A 15647-nucleotide genomic window follows, 5' to 3' on the forward strand; every position below is an offset into this window, starting at 1 on the left:
GGGCACGTGCGGTAGGCGCCGACCGACATGGCCGCCGCGGAATGCAAGGGCCCGGCCATTCGTCCGTAAGGAGCTTCGGAGCGACACTACTGACGTTTTCGGTTCGGGGTGACGTCACGGCGGTGTCGTGATCAGCCGAGTTTCGGCAATGAAGCCGTCGAGCAGGTCGTGCCGGTACTGCATGCGTTTGAGGCGGGTGCAGACCAGTCCGGCCAGGTCATCGATAGTGCAAGGGGCCAGATTGCCCAGGCTGTACGGTCAGCCACAACCGTTTCCCGATCAGCTCCCGCATGGTGGCGTCGACGTGATGGCTGTGGTTGTCCCACACCAGCACGATGTTGCCGCCAAGCTGCTGGTGGGCGGCGTCCAGCAGCTAGGCCAAGTCCCTCTCCCGAAAACCCTTCTCCTCACCTTTGCGGCCGTCGTGTCGGGATACCGCATGCCCCAGGGTTACACCCACCCACGAGATCACCGCCCCCTAGTACTCCAGTCGTAGATCGCGACCTGACGCGATGTCATTCATCGACGGCGAGTCGGGTTCGGTAGTGGTGCCAGCGGGCTCGGGCCTGGTGGCGTCGTCGCCAGTCGGACCAGTTCAGATGCCGGGCGATCCGGGCGCGCATGGCTGGCGGCGATAGGTCGCGGATGCGCGTGGTGAACAGGTGAAACAGTCGCTGGGCCTCGGGGACGGTCAGCGCGATCGCGCCGCAATCGGCGGGTGGGTCCTGGTCGGGATCGTCGGGCAGGATGGGGCGGGGTGGTTGGTCTTGTCGATGGCCGCGAGTACGGCGAGCAGGGCGAGGGCCGCCATGGCCATGGTGACGTGGCGTTTCCATGCCCGGTAGCGCCTGACCTGGGTGTGGTCGAGCGAGACGGTGGATTTCGAGTCCTGGAAGTCGTCCTCCACCTTCCATCTCATCCCGGCGGTCTTGACCAGGTCGGTCAGGGGGCAGGGATGGCCTTCGGGTGCGTGGGCGTAGAAGTACGCGATCTCGCTCGGGTCGGTGATGGAGCGGCGTATGAGCAGCCATCGGCGCGGGTGGTCGGTGGCGATCCAGGCCCAGTCGTAGTAGCGCTGGCCCTTCGCGCCCGCTCCACACGAGCGGCGGTTCCACCTGTCCGGCTCGACCAAATGGAGTGCCTGGTCCGCGCGCATGCGCCTGCCGCCGGAGGTAGTGAGCTGGTGGTCGACGGGCACCGCGAACACGTAGCCGATGCCGACGCCTTCCAAGAACTCGCGCAACTCCCGGCTGCGTCCGTACACCTCGTCTCCGGTCGCCCACTGCGGTCTGATCCCGGCGGCCAGCGCCCGTTTCGCCTGCGCGAGGGCGAGCGCCGGCTTGGTGGCGAATGCGTGATCCTCAGGGAAACCCGCCGTAGCCATCCGCGCCGGATCGTCGAACCAGTCGGCCTGCACGTACAGGTCCCGGTCGATGAGGGCGTGGCCCCGCTTGGTCGCGTACGTCGTGTACACCGCGACGATCACGTTCTCGACCCGGCCCATCGTGCCGGAATACTGCCGCCCCACGGCCGCGGTCTTCGCCCCCTTCTTCGCCTGCCCCGTCTCGTCGAAGATCAGGACCCCGCCGTCGGCGCCGAGGTGCCGGGTCAGGAACGCGCGCACCACGTCTCTCGCGGCGTCCTCCTCCCAGCAGGCGCGTTCAAGCAGGTGGTGCAGGCGATACGGCCGATCCAGGCCGACTGCCTCCGCGATCGACCAGCAGTTGCCCGCAACGCCCGGCATCAGTAACCCGCGCAGGTACAACACGCCGTTGGCCCGCAGGTCGCGGCGGCGGTAGACCGGCGCGAGGTCTGCGGCGAGCTCGGCGAAAACCGCTTCCACCTGCTCGGGATCTGCACTGCGGCGCAGCGCGGGGCCAGCGCCGTGGTCACCACGCACTGTCACCTGCGATACCGCTGCGCCACTGCCGCGAAGGCGGCCTTAGGTTCCCACTCCATGTCGGGGTAGGTCTGCCCCATGCGCCCTTCGAGGAGTTTGACGATGCCCAGCCCGGCCCGGTCCAGATCGTCCCTGGGGTCGCCATCCGGGCGGTGCGGGTAGCCAGGCAAGGCGAACAAGAACACGAACGCGCTGTCCACGCCCTCGGTCTCGAAGATCTCCAGCAGTTCGCTCAGATATGCGGCCTGGCCGGCCTCGTCACGCTCGTACATGCCGTTCAGCCGTACAGGAGCCTTGGTCTCTGGGTCGTGCTCGACCACTTCCAGCACCCGCCCACCGCGGTCCCCCGCGCCGCGGTAGGCCGCGGTGCCGAACCCGGTGATAGCGAGCGGCTTAGGGCCTTGGGCCAGGGTGCGCACCGCGTCCCGGAACCGGTAGGCGACCTCGGCGGAGCGGATCAGCTCGAACGTCACAATGTCGAAGGGAGCCCAGTCGACCTGCTCGAACTGGATGGATGCGTAGGTGAGTTTGCCCTGGAACCGCTCGCGGACCGTGGCCGCGGCGTCGCGGAGAAATGCGTTGAAGCGCACGCCGAGCCCGCGCATCGCTTCGGCGCGCCGCTCGGGTGGGCTCATCAGCTGCTCGACCCGCTCCTCGGGGCTCTTTCCGGGCAGGAACCCGCGGTTCATCACGCTCAGCTCGACCCCTGCGACGAACACGACTGTGGCCCCCTGCTGTCGCAGCCGTTCCGCTCGCTCGGCGCAGTCGCGGAAGAGCGTGAGGATCTGCTCCAGATCCAGCTCCAGCGGATAGGGCGAGAACCAGACCTCCAGGCCGAGCTCGGCGGCGGCACCGGCGGCCAGCTCCAGTCGGTCCGGATCGCCGCCGATGATCTGGATCGCGTTGCAGTGCAGGTCGTCGCGGATGATGGCGAGCTCGCGCCGAACCACCGCGGGGTCGAAGTGCTCGCGGGATATCTGGCCGTGCACGACGAATCCGGTGTCGTAGGTCATTCCTCTTGCTCGCATGGTGACGGCCTCTCTGTCGGTCCCGGTCGGGTCGAGGCTGACAGTAAAAGTGCGTGCACGCAAGTTTGCGCGCACGCAGTCCTGTGTGGAACGCTGACACCGTGACGACACCCCCATCAAGGCTGCGGGAGCGGAAGAAGCAGGCCACGCGCGAGGCGCTACGCGAGGCGGCCCTGCGCCTGGCCGTGGAGCGCGGACCGGACCAGGTGCGGGTCGAGGACATCGCCGAAGCGGCCGGGGTCTCGCCGCGTACCTACAACAACTACTTCGCCAGCCGCGAGCAGGCGATCGTCTCCGCTGTTACCGCGGACCGGGAGGCGCGGATCGCGGCGGCGGTCGCGGCCCGGCCCGCAGGAGTGCGCCTGGCCGACGCCGTCACCGAAGCAGTGGTCGAGCAGTACACGAACACCGGCGAGCGCGAACACAAGGCGCTGCTGCTGATCACCACCCGGACCGCGCTGCGTGACGCGTTCCTTGATACCACCGCCGACATCGAGCCCCCTCTCACGCCAGTGATCGCCGACCGCCTGGGTGACGCCGGAGCACATACAGCCCGCGTTCTCGCGGCAAGCGTGGCCGCAGCGGTTCGCATCGCGTTGGAAGGCTGGCTCCGGCCGACCGGGAACGCAGGGGCCGCCGGCAGTTTCGGCGCCGGAGGACTGGTCGTGCCCTCCGGCTCACTGCCCGACCAGCTCCGCGCGGCACTGGCCCCGCTCGCGCCCGCGTTCGACGCCGCCGAGCGACGCACCCAGCCGTGAAGTCGACTGTCACACGCTGCTGGGCGTTCGCGGCCGTCTTCGCACCGCCGGCCGTACCCCGGCCCCTGGCTGCGTCCGCGCCGCCTGCGTTCGACTCGGTCCTCGGCGGTGAGGTGAACCCCGTGGAGAAACTGCGTCAAGTGCCCGCACGAGCAGTGGAGAAACCACGGAAATCGACCGTGTGTTCTCGCATTGGCCGGGCACGAGGAGCGACGGAGGTTGATAACTATGGTTCCCCTGCTTCTCGTTCTTCTGCTGGCACTGATCCTCTTCGGCGCGGGCTTCGCGCTGAAGGCACTGTGGTGGATCGCCGTCATCGTCCTGGTTGTCTGGCTGCTCGGCTTCGTCATGCGCTCCGCGGACACAGGCGGCCGCAAGGGACGCTGGTATCGCTGGTAACCAACAAGCAGCAACATGCCTGTGGCTCCGGATGCATCCCGGAGCCACAGGCATGTCCCGGATCAGGACATCCCACCGCGCAAACGGTGTAACGACCACCTTCCCGGGAACCGGGCCTCATAGCCGGGGCCCGGTGAAGCAGTGGAACCTGCGCCTCCAAACCACCGGACCCCGGCCCCGAATCGGCCTGGTCGCCGGCCACTTCCTCGTGCCGGCCGTCGGCCGTCTCGGGCACGACCAGGTCCAGGGCGTCGTCCAGGGCGGGCCGCAGGGGCCGCCCGTCGGCGGCCCTGGTGCGGCGGCCCGCCCGGCGCGCAACACCGGTAAGCACACACTCATTCCCCGCCAGCGTCCGCGCCGCCCAAGCACCAACGGCACGAGACACCCGAGCAACAGCTGCCCGCCGCCCTCGCGGACGTTTGATCTCCCTGTCCGGTATGACAACTTGCCGTCCGTCCGGTGGCCCGTGCGAGTTCGTTCCTGTCGGGCTCGCGGTGCCTGTGCCATTGGCGACGTCAGTGGTGGCTGCGATGCGGGCGGCATGATCCCTTGAAACCTGCTCGATCTCGACAGCGCCCTGCGTGCCAGTTAAGCCGCCGACACCTGTTCGCCCGATGATCAGGCCGACTGCCAGCCCCGCAACCCGGCCTGGGGGCACTGTGATATCACGGCCTTGGTTGTCAACGACTCTCCGGCGGCGACCTCAAAGTGGGTGAGGTGCTGCCGCGCCACTGGGAGAAGTACATCCTTTTGCGGGAGCGCGTCATCAAGCACCTCGGCTCGCTTCCGGAGCCTGTCTGAGACATCCCAGGGGGCTAACAACGGCTAACACAAAGAGGTGGATCGGCGCTGATGGCCATGTCCGGGGCGGGAGTTGAGCGTTCGGTCCGGTGTGGGGACGTCGCCGTGGATCGTGTCGGATCAGCTGTGGGACCGCTTGGAGCCGCTGCTTCCGCAGCGTGAGCGCAGGTTTCGGTATCCGGGCCGCAGGCCGCTGCCGGACCGTGAGATGCTGTGCGGGATCTTGTACGTGCTGCACACCGGGATCCAGTGGTAGTATCTGCCGCAGGAGTTGGGCTTCGGCTCGGGCATGACGTGCTGGCGACGGCTGCGGGACTGGAACGAGGCCGGCGTGTGGCAGCGGCTGCACGAGGTGCTGCTGGCCGAGTTGAACGCGGCCTCCCGCCTGGACTGGTCGAGGTGCGTGGTCGACTCCTCCCACGTCAGGTCGCTAAAAGGGGGATCCACACGGGCCCCTCGCCGGTCGACCGGGGCCGGGCCGGCTCGAAGCACCATCTGACCACCGACGGCCACGGCACCCCGCTCGCGGTCATCCTCACCGGAGGCAACCGCAACGACGTCACGCAGCTGCTTCCCCTGCTCGACGCGATCCCGCCCATCCGTGGCCGGGTCGGTCGTCCCCGCCGCAAGCCGGACTCGCTCTTCGCCGATCGCGGCTACGACCACGACATCTACCGCGACTAGGTCCGCGCCCGCGGCATCGTGCCCGCCATCGCCCGCCGCGGCACCCTGCACGGCACCGGACTGGGCACCTACCGCTGGGTTGTGGAGCGGAGTTTCGCGTGGCTGCACGGCTTCCGCCGCCTGCGCATCCGCTGGGAACGCAGGGCCGACATCCACGAAGCGTTTCTCAAACTCGCCTGCTGCCTCATCACTCACCGACAACTCGGCCTGCTGCGTTAGCTGTTACTTTCCGAGGCCGACCGGAAGCCACGGTCTTGAATCACCGGGAAGGCTTCCTGCGTGACGGCAACCCATGCGTCGATCTCGTCATGAGATGTCCTGATGGCGCTGATCAGCCTTTCGAGTACTGACAGCTTCGGCTCACGGACGTTCAGGCTGAGCTGCTCCACCGACACCTCTTGGTACGACATGCACAGCTGCCACCAGAACCGCATGAGGTAGCGGCACTCCTGCGGCTCACGGTCGTCTGCAAGGCGATCATGGATGACCGCCTGGACACGTCGCCGCTGATCATCGTCGCGAAAACCAAAGCTGAGGTCCGTCAAGGTCACCGTCGGACACTAGCAACCAGACGCTAGGCAGGTCATTACGTTAGGACCTCTAAGAAGTCAAGCTGCCCTCTCGGCAGTCGTCGCCAGGGTGCCCGCCGGGAGAACTAGGCTGCTGGAATGGCTATGGGTGACGCTGTGGGAAGGAATCTCCATGTGTCCCGGTTCCCGCCCACGCAGGTGGCTGGTCGAGGGCGTGGCTGGTACCGGGGCGACTGCCATGTGCATTCGGTGTGCTCGAACGGCGGTGAGCTGACGCCGGCGCAGCTGGTGGCAGGTGCTCGTGCGGCGGGGCTAGATTTCCTCGCGACCACCGAGCACAACACTGCCGAGACGCACGGTGCCTGGAGTCGGCATGTCGGCGACGATCTGCTGGGGATCCTGGGCCAGGAGGTCGCCACGCGGACCGGGCACTGGCTCGCGCTGGGAATTCGCCCATGTCAGGTGCTCGACTGGCGCTATGGCGTGAGGGATGACGCGGTCGACCAGTACCTGGACGAGGTCCACCGGGTCGGCGGGCTTTGTGTGGCGGCTCATCCACATGCTCCGTACGCCTCGGGCACGTTCATGTACCCGTATCAGGGCTTCGACGTGGTCGAAGTGTGGAACGGGCAGTGGAGTTCGGATGTGCCATGGCAGGCGGACAACGAGGCCGCCCTGGCCGAATGGGGACGCAGTCTGGCTGCGGACATCCACCAGGGCCGGTGGCGGCCCGCGGTAGGGAACAGTGACACCCACCTGGCCGGCCAGATCGGCCGCCCGCACACCGTCGTGCTGGCTGACGAGCTGAGTGTCGACGCAGTCCTCGCCGGTATCCGCGCTGGCCAGAGCTGGATCGCCGCATCGGACACCATCGAGCTGTCCTTCACGATCTCTGCCGGTGATCACAGTGCTGAGATCGGTGAGCGGTTGAAGATCGGCGATGAGCCTGCCGAGGTGCGGGTTGACGTACTCGGCGTGCCCGGCGGCACCGTCAGCTTCCACACCGAGCAGGGAAAGGTGTACGGCCAGTCATTGCCCGGCGCAGGATCGGGCACTGTGACGTGGCGCATCAGCGCCCAGGAGTCGGTTTTCATTCGCACTGAAGTCCGCGACCTGGAAGGCCGCATGGCCGCACTCAGCAACCCGATCATCTTGGGCTGAATCATGCTGATGCTGAAGGGAGTGGTGCGAAGGCGCGCTGTTCGTCGAACGGCTGCCGGGTCTGTAGGCAGTGGTGGAGTTGTCCGAGGAAGCGGTTGAGCAGGTGGCGCTGGGCGGCGTTGTGCCAGTCTCCGTGCTCGCGTCGGCGCCGGTAGTGGGCGTTGGCTCCTGGCGAGGCCTGGAGGGCTGAGAAGGCCCAGAGGAAGCCGGCGTGCATGAGCCGGTTGTTCTTGACGAAGCGGCGGCCGACGAAGCGCTCTTTGCCGGATGCGCGGGTGATGGGGGGCGGAGCCGGCGTAGGACTTGAGCGCTCTGGCGTCGGCGAAACGGGTCCGGTCGTCGCCGATCTCGGCGACGACGCGGGCTGCGACCCGGGGACCGAGGCCGGGGAAGCTGAGCAGGATCTCGCTGTCTGCGCGCTGGTGGAAGGCGGCTTCGGCGGCCGCGGCGAGGTCGTCCGCGGCCTGGCAGGTTACGTCCAGCTGCTTGAGCAGGGCCAGCAGTTGCTGGCCGAAGGCGTCCTCGAGGGCCGGGAGGTGGTGGGCGTACTCGGCGCGGAAGACGCTCCGCAGGCGCTCGGCCTCGGTGTCGAAGGACCGGGTGCGCCCGCTGCGTTTGAGGGCGGCCCGGATCTGGGCGAGGGTGAGCCGGGCCGCCTTCGCCGGAGTCGGGCCCAGGATGAGGATCACCCGGGCATCTGCCCTGGTCAGGCCGCCTTCCTTGCCCTGGAAGGCGTGCAGGGCGGCGGGTAGTACTCGCGGAGCAGGGAACGGACCTGGTTGGCGACCTGCTGGCGGCTCCAGACGGCATCCTGCTGGGCGCGGGCCAGCACCGCGATGGCCTGGGCCGGTTCACTGTCGGCGGGCAGCGGCCGGTGGGCGTGCATGTCCGTGCGCAGGATGTTCGCCAGGACCAGGGCGTCGCCGGGGTCGGACTTCTTGCGGCTGACGCCGTGGCGGTCGCGGTAGCGGGCCGCGGCGAGCGGGTTGATTGCGAAGATTTGGCGGCTGCCGGTGCGCAGGGCGGCCACGAGCAGGCCGTGGCTGGTCTCGATGGCCACAGGTATCGGGTCTCCGGGCTGTCGCCGTGTTCGGCCAGGAGGTCCAAGAGCTTGTTGTAGCCGGCGGCGGCGTCGCTGATGCGGGCTTTGGCGAGCTGAGTGCCGGTGTCGACGACGGGACGTCGTGGTGGCGCTCCGCCCAGTCAATGCCGCAGAACACGGTCAAGCTGTCCTCCCAGATCACGGTTATTTATGCAGGTCACGAGAACATGCGGGTCACGCGGCGTCCTAACCCCAGGACTCACAGGTCCGCCATCTCAGTAGCCGCTCGCGACACCAGCGCACCCCAGGGGCTCGGTCTTTCTGCAGAGCTCGCGGGCTCGCGAATGGAAGCAAGAGGTCGACCCTGGGGCGGGCTCGCGCCGTGACGATCAACGTCCGGCTGGCCGCCGCGAGTTTCACGGTGATCACGGAGACACCGGGCAGTGCCGCTCTTGACAGAGGCCTCGAAGGGCCCGGGGAAACGGAGGCATCAGCCCGGTGCCCGCGTCATCACCGCGAAGCACGGACGGTGGCGGGTTCCGTGACGGTGACAAAGGCGCCGGGCCTCGCCGCTCTAACGGGAGGCCTCTCGGGCCAGGCTGACTACCAGGCGTTGCCCGACGCCCACGTCACCGCCATGGAACCCACCAGGGTGGACAGCGGCGCCAGTCTCAGAGCGGGTCTCAAGGACCGTGAGGGCCGAAGGCGTTCCGCCGTCCGTCGTAGGCCCCCCCGCCGGCCCCTTGCGGGGGCCGGACCGAGCCGCCTACACCCTGGATTAGGGAGGGCCGGGGTCCTTGTTCGCCTACAAGGATCTTGCGCTGTCCGCGCTCAAGCCAGCCGTGGTCGGCCTGTGGTCCGGGTGTTCGGACCCCAGGTCGAGGTCGTGGTCGGGACGACGGTCAGAGCGTGTCGCCGGAGTAGTGGAAGCGGCACATCACACGGCGGTGGGCTCGGGTTCGGTGGCCTGCGGTTGCCGGGGGGGTTCAGGATTCGGGATGGGCCAGGCGGCCGAGCAGGGCTACCGCGTCGTCGAGGGACACCGGTTGGAAGAACCGTGCGTCGGCGCGCTCAACCGCGGCAACCGCGCGTGGGGCCAGCTCGGCGCCGGTGTCGGTGACGCGCAGTCGTTTGGCGCGGGTGTCGTCCGGGTCGACTTCACGCTCGATGAGTCCTTTGCGCTCCAGGACGCCTAGGACCTGGGAGGTCATCTTGACGTCGGTGCCGGCTTGGCGGGCGAGGGCCAGTTGGTTGGGATGCTCGCCCTGGGTGTTGAGCCACCAGGTGCAGGCGAGCAGTACGAACTGCACATGGGTGAGATCGAGCGGGGCCAGGGCTGTGGCGATGTCGCGCTGCCAGCGCAATGTGGCGTGCCACAGCAGGAATCCGGGGCTTTCGCCGGGGCTGAGGGGCATCAGCCCAGAGCCAGTGCGGCCAGCGAGGCCATGGTCTCGGGCCAGTCGGCGGTGATGCCCGGGCCGATCTGGGGGCCGGCCTCGTCTGCGCCGGTGCCGGTGATCTCCATCCGGTACACCACGCGGATCCGGTTCTGGTCGATCCGGTCGATCCGGTGGGTGGTGCGCAGCAGGAGGCCGTTGAAGCGGGCCTCGTCGACGAAGAGTTCGTCCTCGACCGCATCGGAGATGCGCAGCAGTACCGGGTCGTCCCCGGGCGGCGTCATCGTGATCTGGGTGCCCGCCGCGAACGGGCCATTCATCTCGATCTTCTCGATCTCGGCGTTCCAGGTGCCCCAGTCCTCAACGTCGGCCCAGAGCCGCCAGATCGCCTCGGGGGTGGCGCTGGTCTCGATGCTGTGCTCGTACTCCCACATGAGTGGTCTCCTTCACCAGATGATCTGTCCATAGATTATCCGTGCGAAGACTATTTGTAAATGGTGCACGGAGCCCATCCCGCATGCCGCGATCGGGTGGAGGCGGGCCGGGTACAAGGTGGTGCTCGGCGGCGTGGGTAGGTTGGTGGCCACCGACCCAGGAGATGCCCCGCGCCCGACCGCTCCGGCATTGCGACGAGGACATCTTCCTGTCATCGCGGCTGCGGAACGGCTTCGACGGGGTCGCGGTCTGCAACAGCGGTCCCTTCTGCACTACCAGAAGGAGTACGACGCCGGCGCCGCCGGTGTCACTGATCCGACTGCACCCGTACATCGGAGAGCAGCCGGATGAGTCCGATACAGCAGCTCACCAGGCGGGCTCCCGCGACCCTTCAACGAATCCCGGGGCGCATCCTGCCTGTGCGCTTTGGGGACAGGACCCTCCGGCCGCTACTGCGAGATGGGCGCCTCACCGGCGACGGCCACGCCGGCCCGGCGGAAGTCCTCCAGAGTCGTCGCTGTGGTCTCCGGGGCGACGCCGACGGAGTAGTCCAGGAGCACGCGGGCGCGGAATCCGGCCTTGACGGCATCCAACGCGGTCGCGCGCACGCAGTGGTCGGTGGCGATGCCCACCACGTCGACCTCTTCCACCTCCCGCGAGCGCAGCCAGTCCGCCAGGGGTGTGCCATGTTCGTCGGCGCCCTCGAAACCGCTCTTGGAAGCACTGTGGGCTCCCTTGAAGAAGACGGCGTCCACCTTGCCGCCCGACACCGTGGGGGCGAAGTTCGGGTGGAACTCGCCGCCCTCGCCTCCGACCACGCAGTGGACGGGAAAGCTGTCCTTGAAGTCGGGGTTTTCGGAGAAGTGGCTCCCCGGATCGATGTGGTGGTCCCGGGTGGCCACGACGTACTGATAGTCGGACCCGGCGCTGCGTGCCACCAGATCGGCGACAGCGGTCGCGATCCGCGCCCCGCCCCTGACCGGGACACTGCCTCCCTCGCAGAAGTCGTTCTGCACATCCACGACGATCAACCCTCGGCCCATGACACACACCTTTCAACGAAACGAATGAACAGGACAAACGACCATCGGCGAACAGCTTCAGCGCCTCGAGTTCGGCAGCGTCGCGGTCAGTCGCCGGCGCAGCTCGGAGGCCACCCACTCCCCCACGTACCGGCACTGCGCATCTGGTGCCGGCGGCATCCACTCGGCCTGGTCCTGGTCGGACTCTTGACTGTTCGTACGGGCCGTCACCACGACCAGCGACGCCACGGCGCCCTGATCGTTGGCGTAGGCATCACGCGGGGCGCGGGCAAGCGGCAAAGCGACAGGGAGCGACAACTCTCGCGCGACGCCCCCTCCCCCCCGACCCACCCCGCTCCCCTGACGACACACTGCGCCGCACACGCCCGCCCAGCCGGCTCACCCCACCAGACCCCGGCCAGATGGGTCATGCAGCGGAACCCACCTGGGGCTTGACGCATTTCGGCGCGGGCCGAGTGAACACCTCGCGCTCCGCCCGCTTGTGGGCCGCCGTTTTCTCACCGCACGCCCGTGCCTCCTCGGCCGAAGCCGCAAACCCGCCCTGCTCCGTGAGGTCCAGGGCGGGTGCGGCATGGACCTTGACGGGTGCTGGAGGAACGACGGCGGCGCCGGCTTACGCGCGGTGGAGTTTCCAGTAGCCGACGTTCTGGGCCCGGTTGTAGTAGGCGCTCGTGCACACGTCGTACAGGCCGCCGCCGGGTCCGCCTCCGTTCGTCTCCAGGAAGCCGCCGTTGTCGCCGTAGGTGTTCCACAGGTGGATCACGTCGCCGGGCCGGACATGCTGGTCACCGGGGCTGGACGCCTGGACGAACAGGCGCCAGCGGCCGGTACCGGGAGCACGGTCCTGGTCCTTGGATGTCAGGACGTTGTCCTTGGCGCCGCTGTTCTTCTGGTCGGCGGTCGCGTGCCCGTTGGTGTCGAGGTAGCCGCCGTCACCGCCGTAGAGGTTGCGCAGGTAGACCAGGTCACCGCTGACCACGTTGACACCGACGGCTTTGCCGGTGGCGGAGAGGATCTGCCAGGTTCCGGTGCCCGCTGCCCGCGTGGGCGAATCCGCTGTCGACACCGCGTACTTCGCCCCTCCGTCGCTGCTGTGGCCGTTGGTGTCCAGGTAACCGCCCGCCCAGCCGTTGTAGCCGTTCTGCAGGTGGACCTGATCGCCGTACTTCAGTTCGTTCGCCATGCTTCTCCCCTGGTCGACGGAAGGCATGCGGACGGCACCCGCCCCGGTGGGCCAGGTCATCCTCCGCTTCCATTCGAGTGTCACTTGCCTGCGGCAGGTGCTGAGCTGCTGCGCATGCCAAACCGCCCGGAAGGGGGGCACTGGAACGGTGACTGCGGTTCACAAGCACCGGGGCGCACGGCGCGGCCTCTCAGGCGAGCCTGCTGTCCGTGTCACAGGCGTGGCGTCTGGGCCGTGCGGGTGAGTGACGTCCAGGCCCCTGGAAGTACACCCTGAGCGCCAACCCGATCACGGCGCTGTACCAGCAGATTCCCTGAGGTCCTTCAGTGGTGCCGCTCCAGGGTGAGCACGGCTTTGGCAATTGACGTCATGCGGTTTGGGCTGCAATGAGTGTGACGGAAGATCTGCCAGGACTTGAGGCGGGCAACGCCGCCCTCGATCGGGGCGCGGGCTCGGGCCAACGCCCGGTTCACGGCCTGCTGGGTGGGTGAGGCCGCAGTGCGGTGGCGATCCTTGCAGCTCAATGGGCCGTAGCTCGCGGACCGGTGAGTATTCTCCCTCTTCACTCCGAGGCTCAGCGAGCGCGAGTTGACCCTCCCCTTACGTCAGGCTTGAGGCTGTGTACCGACGAAAGGGCAGGTGAATGAGCTACTCCGTGGGGCAGGTCTCGGCCTTCGCCGGGGTGACAGTGCGGACACTGCATCACTACGACAAGGCGGGGCTGCTCTCCCCCAGTGACCGCAGCCACGCCGGATACCGGCTCTACAGTGAGGCTGACCTGGTCCGTCTCCAGCAGATCCTCTTCTACCGTGAGCTCGGGTTCCCTCTCGACGAGATCGCCACGATCTTCAAGGATCCGCAAGTGGACCCTTTGGAGCGGCTCCTGGCCCGGCAGCAGCAGTTGAGTGAGGAGATCGCCAGGCTGCAGCGGCTGGTCGAGGTGGCGGAACGGGCGATAGAGGTCCAGAAGACCGGGGTGTCCCTGACTCCTCAAGAACGCTTCGAAGTCTTCGGTGAGATCACCTTCGACCTGAGCTACGCCATGGAGGCAGAACTGAAGTGGGCGCACTCGGAGGGACAGCGCGAGGCGATGGCGCGCGCGGCTGCTCACACCAAAGAGGATTGGCGCCGGCTCATGGGCGAGGCTGCCGCCTGGCGCGCGGAGCTGCTCGCGGCCTTCGACGAGGGGGAGCTGAGCAACGGCGAGCGGGCCATGGACCTCGCCGAGGAGCACCGCTTGCACATCTCACGATGGTTCACCTCCTGCCCTCCCGACATGCACAGGCGCATCGCGGACGACTTCGTCGCCGACCCGCGCGCGTTCGCTCTGGTCATACCACCGTCGCAGCAACGCCCTGGCCTGGCCGCCTATACGCGCAAGGCGGTTCACGCCAACGCGGCCCGCCACGCAGGTGGCCGTACCGATTCCGAGGAGGACCAATGAAGATCCTGATCGCCGCGGCCGGATCGCGCGGCGACGTCGCGCCCTACACGGGGCTGGGCGCCGAACTGTACCGGGCCGGATACGACGTTGCCCTCGCCACCGCGGACACCTTCGCACCCCTCGTACGCGACGCAGGGCTGGAATTTCGCAGTCTCCCCGCCGACACACGGGCGCGTGGCGGCGTCACAGGCAAACGTGAACTCATGCGCGCTGCTGCCGCGTTCATCACCGAACTGGGGCAGGGCTTCGCCGACGTGATGGACGACGGCACTGACTTGCTGCTGCTGTCGACCACCACGGCTCCGCTCGGCTGGCACCTCGCCGAGGCCACGGGCACACCGAGCCTCGGCGTGTACCTCCAACCCACCGCACCGACCGGCGACTTCCCGCCCGTCGTCACAGGCTCGCGCTCACTGGGCCGTCTCACCAACCGAGCAGCCGGACGCTTCGCACTGCGGATGGCCGACCGCGTCTACGAACAGGCCGTCGCAAAGCTGCGCCATCGCCTCCAGTTGCCCCCGGTCTCACCTTCCGAGATGCGTCGACGACAGGAACAGGCGAACTGGCCCGTCTTGCACGGCTTCAGCACAGCCCTGGTGCCCCGTCCCTCCGACTGGCGCTCCGGCCTGGAGGTCGTGGGCAACTGGTGGCCCCATCATGACGCGGCCGAACGGCTGCCCGCTGATCTGGAGGACTTCCTGCGTGCCGGACCCCGGCCCGTCCTCATCGGCTTCGGGAGCATGGCGTCCGGCGACGGGGAACGGCTGAGCGAGATCGCTGTGCGAGCCCTGCGCCGCACCGGGCTGCGCGGCATCCTGCAAGCCGGCAGTGCCGCGCTCGCCGCCGACGGGGACGACGTGCTCACCATCGGGGACGTACCGCACGCCTTGCTGTTTCCACGGCTGGCTGCGGTGGTCCACCATGGCGGGGCCGGCACCTCGGCGGCCGCGTTGCGCGCTGGAGTGCCCGCGGTCACCGTCCCGGTGACCGCGGACCAGCCGTTCTGGGCGGGGCGACTTGCCGCCATCGGCGCCGCCACCGACCCGATCCCGTTCCGATCCCTCACCGCCGAACGGCTTGCCGACTCACTTCACCGAGTAGTGAAGCAGCAGGCACACAGTCGAGCCGCAGCAAAGGCGGCGCAACATCTGGTGACCGAGAACGGAACGGGTCAGGCGCTCAAGACCATCCAGCAGCTGACTGATGGATGACACCAATCCGTTCCTCGACCTCGTCACTGCGCTTCTTCAGTCTGGGCACCGATCGGGTGACAGCTGAGGACGCGTAACAGGTGAGGCCCCCGGGGCTGTTGATGGAGATGTCTGACGTCTCAACCAAGCAGCCCTGGAAGGCTCGTTGGTCCTCTGTGCTGCCGCAGCCGACGTGCCGCATGCGCTCGTCGACTGGGTCACCGTGCTCATCGTCACCCGCGCGGGAGACAGGCGCTGCACGCTGCGCTCGTCTCAACGCGCGATGGTGGCGCTCGTGTACTTACGTGAGCACATCACATTGGCGCAGATCGCGGCAGGTTTCGAGATCAGCGAGTCCCCACGTCTACACCACCGCGCTCACCGACCTGATCGCCGAGCGCGCTCCGAGCCTGCTCAAGACACCCCGTCGACAGACGGAGGGGGCGGCCCGCAAAACCGGGCCGCCCCCTGCGTTCCGTGATCTGGCTATCGGATGGAGGTGTGGTTCGTCAGGTGCCGAACCAGCCCGCAGCGCCCGCTCGGCGGCCCACAGCCGGGGGGGTGCCTCTATGTCTTTCGTCAAGCGAGGCGTGGGGTTCTGGGTTCGTAGAAGGTGCCGTCGCGGAGCATCGCGAACAGCACGTTGATCCGT

Annotated in this window: 13 protein-coding genes and 6 pseudogenes; 8 read left to right on the forward strand and 11 right to left on the reverse strand. The window is 67.9% G+C overall.

What is annotated here, in order from left to right; genetic code table 11:
- Window positions 1–114 precede the first annotated feature (114 nt).
- From ACZ39I_RS37485 to ACZ39I_RS37495, 3 genes and pseudogenes are all read right to left on the reverse strand, one after another.
- Window positions 115–427 (reverse strand): annotated as a pseudogene (locus ACZ39I_RS37485) (IS630 family transposase); the annotation flags it as partial.
- A 264-nt stretch (window positions 428–691) separates the two neighbouring features.
- The gene (locus ACZ39I_RS37490; protein ID WP_467249591.1) at window positions 692–1843 is read right to left on the reverse strand and encodes an IS701 family transposase; all 1152 of its coding nucleotides are present in this window, start codon (window positions 1841–1843) and stop codon (window positions 692–694) included.
- Window positions 1844–1902: 59 nt separating this feature from the next.
- Window positions 1903–2913, reverse strand: coding sequence for a hypothetical protein (locus tag ACZ39I_RS37495; RefSeq protein WP_467249593.1), 1011 nt, complete (start codon window positions 2911–2913; stop codon window positions 1903–1905).
- A 116-nt stretch (window positions 2914–3029) separates the two neighbouring features.
- Between ACZ39I_RS37495 and ACZ39I_RS37500 the strand changes: the two genes are divergently transcribed.
- The 4 genes and pseudogenes from ACZ39I_RS37500 to ACZ39I_RS37515 all read left to right on the forward strand — a co-directional run bounded on the left by ACZ39I_RS37500 (window position 3030) and on the right by ACZ39I_RS37515 (window position 5789).
- Window positions 3030–3686 (forward strand): TetR/AcrR family transcriptional regulator, encoded by a 657-nt coding sequence (locus tag ACZ39I_RS37500; RefSeq protein ID WP_467249595.1) that lies wholly within the window; start codon window positions 3030–3032, stop codon window positions 3684–3686.
- Window positions 3687–3914: 228 nt separating this feature from the next.
- The gene (locus tag ACZ39I_RS37505) at window positions 3915–4085 is read left to right on the forward strand and encodes a DUF5670 family protein (RefSeq protein WP_030933194.1); all 171 of its coding nucleotides are present in this window, start codon (window positions 3915–3917) and stop codon (window positions 4083–4085) included.
- A 637-nt stretch (window positions 4086–4722) separates the two neighbouring features.
- Window positions 4723–4914, forward strand: a pseudogene (locus tag ACZ39I_RS37510) (hypothetical protein); the annotation flags it as partial.
- Window positions 4915–4977: 63 nt separating this feature from the next.
- Window positions 4978–5789 (forward strand): annotated as a pseudogene (locus tag ACZ39I_RS37515) (IS5 family transposase).
- On the opposite strand, the gene ACZ39I_RS37520 reads toward ACZ39I_RS37515, so the two are convergent.
- The gene (locus ACZ39I_RS37520; protein ID WP_467249597.1) at window positions 5786–6121 is read right to left on the reverse strand and encodes a hypothetical protein; all 336 of its coding nucleotides are present in this window, start codon (window positions 6119–6121) and stop codon (window positions 5786–5788) included. The pseudogene ACZ39I_RS37515 and the gene ACZ39I_RS37520 overlap by 4 nt on opposite strands.
- A gap of 153 nt (window positions 6122–6274) precedes the next feature.
- On the opposite strand from ACZ39I_RS37520, the gene ACZ39I_RS37525 reads away from it, so the two are divergent.
- The gene (locus tag ACZ39I_RS37525) at window positions 6275–7261 is read left to right on the forward strand and encodes a CehA/McbA family metallohydrolase (RefSeq protein ID WP_467249598.1); all 987 of its coding nucleotides are present in this window, start codon (window positions 6275–6277) and stop codon (window positions 7259–7261) included.
- A gap of 1 nt (window position 7262) precedes the next feature.
- Here ACZ39I_RS37525 and ACZ39I_RS37530 read toward each other — a convergent pair.
- The 7 genes and pseudogenes from ACZ39I_RS37530 to ACZ39I_RS37560 form a co-directional block, all read right to left on the reverse strand.
- Window positions 7263–8502, reverse strand: a pseudogene (locus ACZ39I_RS37530) (IS110 family RNA-guided transposase).
- A gap of 787 nt (window positions 8503–9289) precedes the next feature.
- Window positions 9290–9718, reverse strand: coding sequence for a MarR family winged helix-turn-helix transcriptional regulator (locus tag ACZ39I_RS37535; RefSeq protein ID WP_467249600.1), 429 nt, complete (start codon window positions 9716–9718; stop codon window positions 9290–9292).
- Window positions 9718–10134: an SRPBCC family protein gene (locus ACZ39I_RS37540; protein WP_467249602.1), complete on the reverse strand. Its 417-nt coding sequence runs from the start codon at window positions 10132–10134 to the stop codon at window positions 9718–9720. The genes ACZ39I_RS37535 and ACZ39I_RS37540 overlap by 1 nt, the downstream gene beginning before the upstream one ends.
- A 450-nt stretch (window positions 10135–10584) precedes the next feature.
- Complete coding sequence (locus tag ACZ39I_RS37545; protein ID WP_467249604.1) at window positions 10585–11178, reverse strand: isochorismatase family protein; 594 nt, start codon at window positions 11176–11178, stop codon at window positions 10585–10587.
- Between the two features lie 57 nt (window positions 11179–11235).
- Complete coding sequence (locus tag ACZ39I_RS37550) at window positions 11236–11457, reverse strand: hypothetical protein (RefSeq protein WP_467249606.1); 222 nt, start codon at window positions 11455–11457, stop codon at window positions 11236–11238.
- A gap of 334 nt (window positions 11458–11791) precedes the next feature.
- Complete coding sequence (locus tag ACZ39I_RS37555; RefSeq protein WP_467249608.1) at window positions 11792–12361, reverse strand: hypothetical protein; 570 nt, start codon at window positions 12359–12361, stop codon at window positions 11792–11794.
- 323 nt (window positions 12362–12684) lie between these two features.
- Window positions 12685–12864 (reverse strand): annotated as a pseudogene (locus ACZ39I_RS37560) (IS5/IS1182 family transposase); the annotation flags it as partial.
- 140 nt (window positions 12865–13004) lie between these two features.
- Between ACZ39I_RS37560 and ACZ39I_RS37565 the strand changes: the two are divergent.
- The 3 genes and pseudogenes from ACZ39I_RS37565 to ACZ39I_RS37575 form a co-directional block, all read left to right on the forward strand.
- Window positions 13005–13805: a MerR family transcriptional regulator gene (locus ACZ39I_RS37565; protein WP_467249610.1), complete on the forward strand. Its 801-nt coding sequence runs from the start codon at window positions 13005–13007 to the stop codon at window positions 13803–13805.
- Entirely contained in the window at window positions 13802–15016 is a 1215-nt protein-coding gene (locus ACZ39I_RS37570) for a glycosyltransferase (protein ID WP_467249612.1), read from the forward strand. Before ACZ39I_RS37565 ends, ACZ39I_RS37570 begins: the two co-directional genes overlap by 4 nt.
- Window positions 15017–15161: 145 nt before the next feature.
- Window positions 15162–15423 (forward strand): annotated as a pseudogene (locus ACZ39I_RS37575) (helix-turn-helix domain-containing protein); the annotation flags it as partial.
- Between the last annotated feature and the right edge of the window lie 224 nt (window positions 15424–15647).

The organism is Streptomyces sp. NPDC024687 (assembly GCF_055559055.1).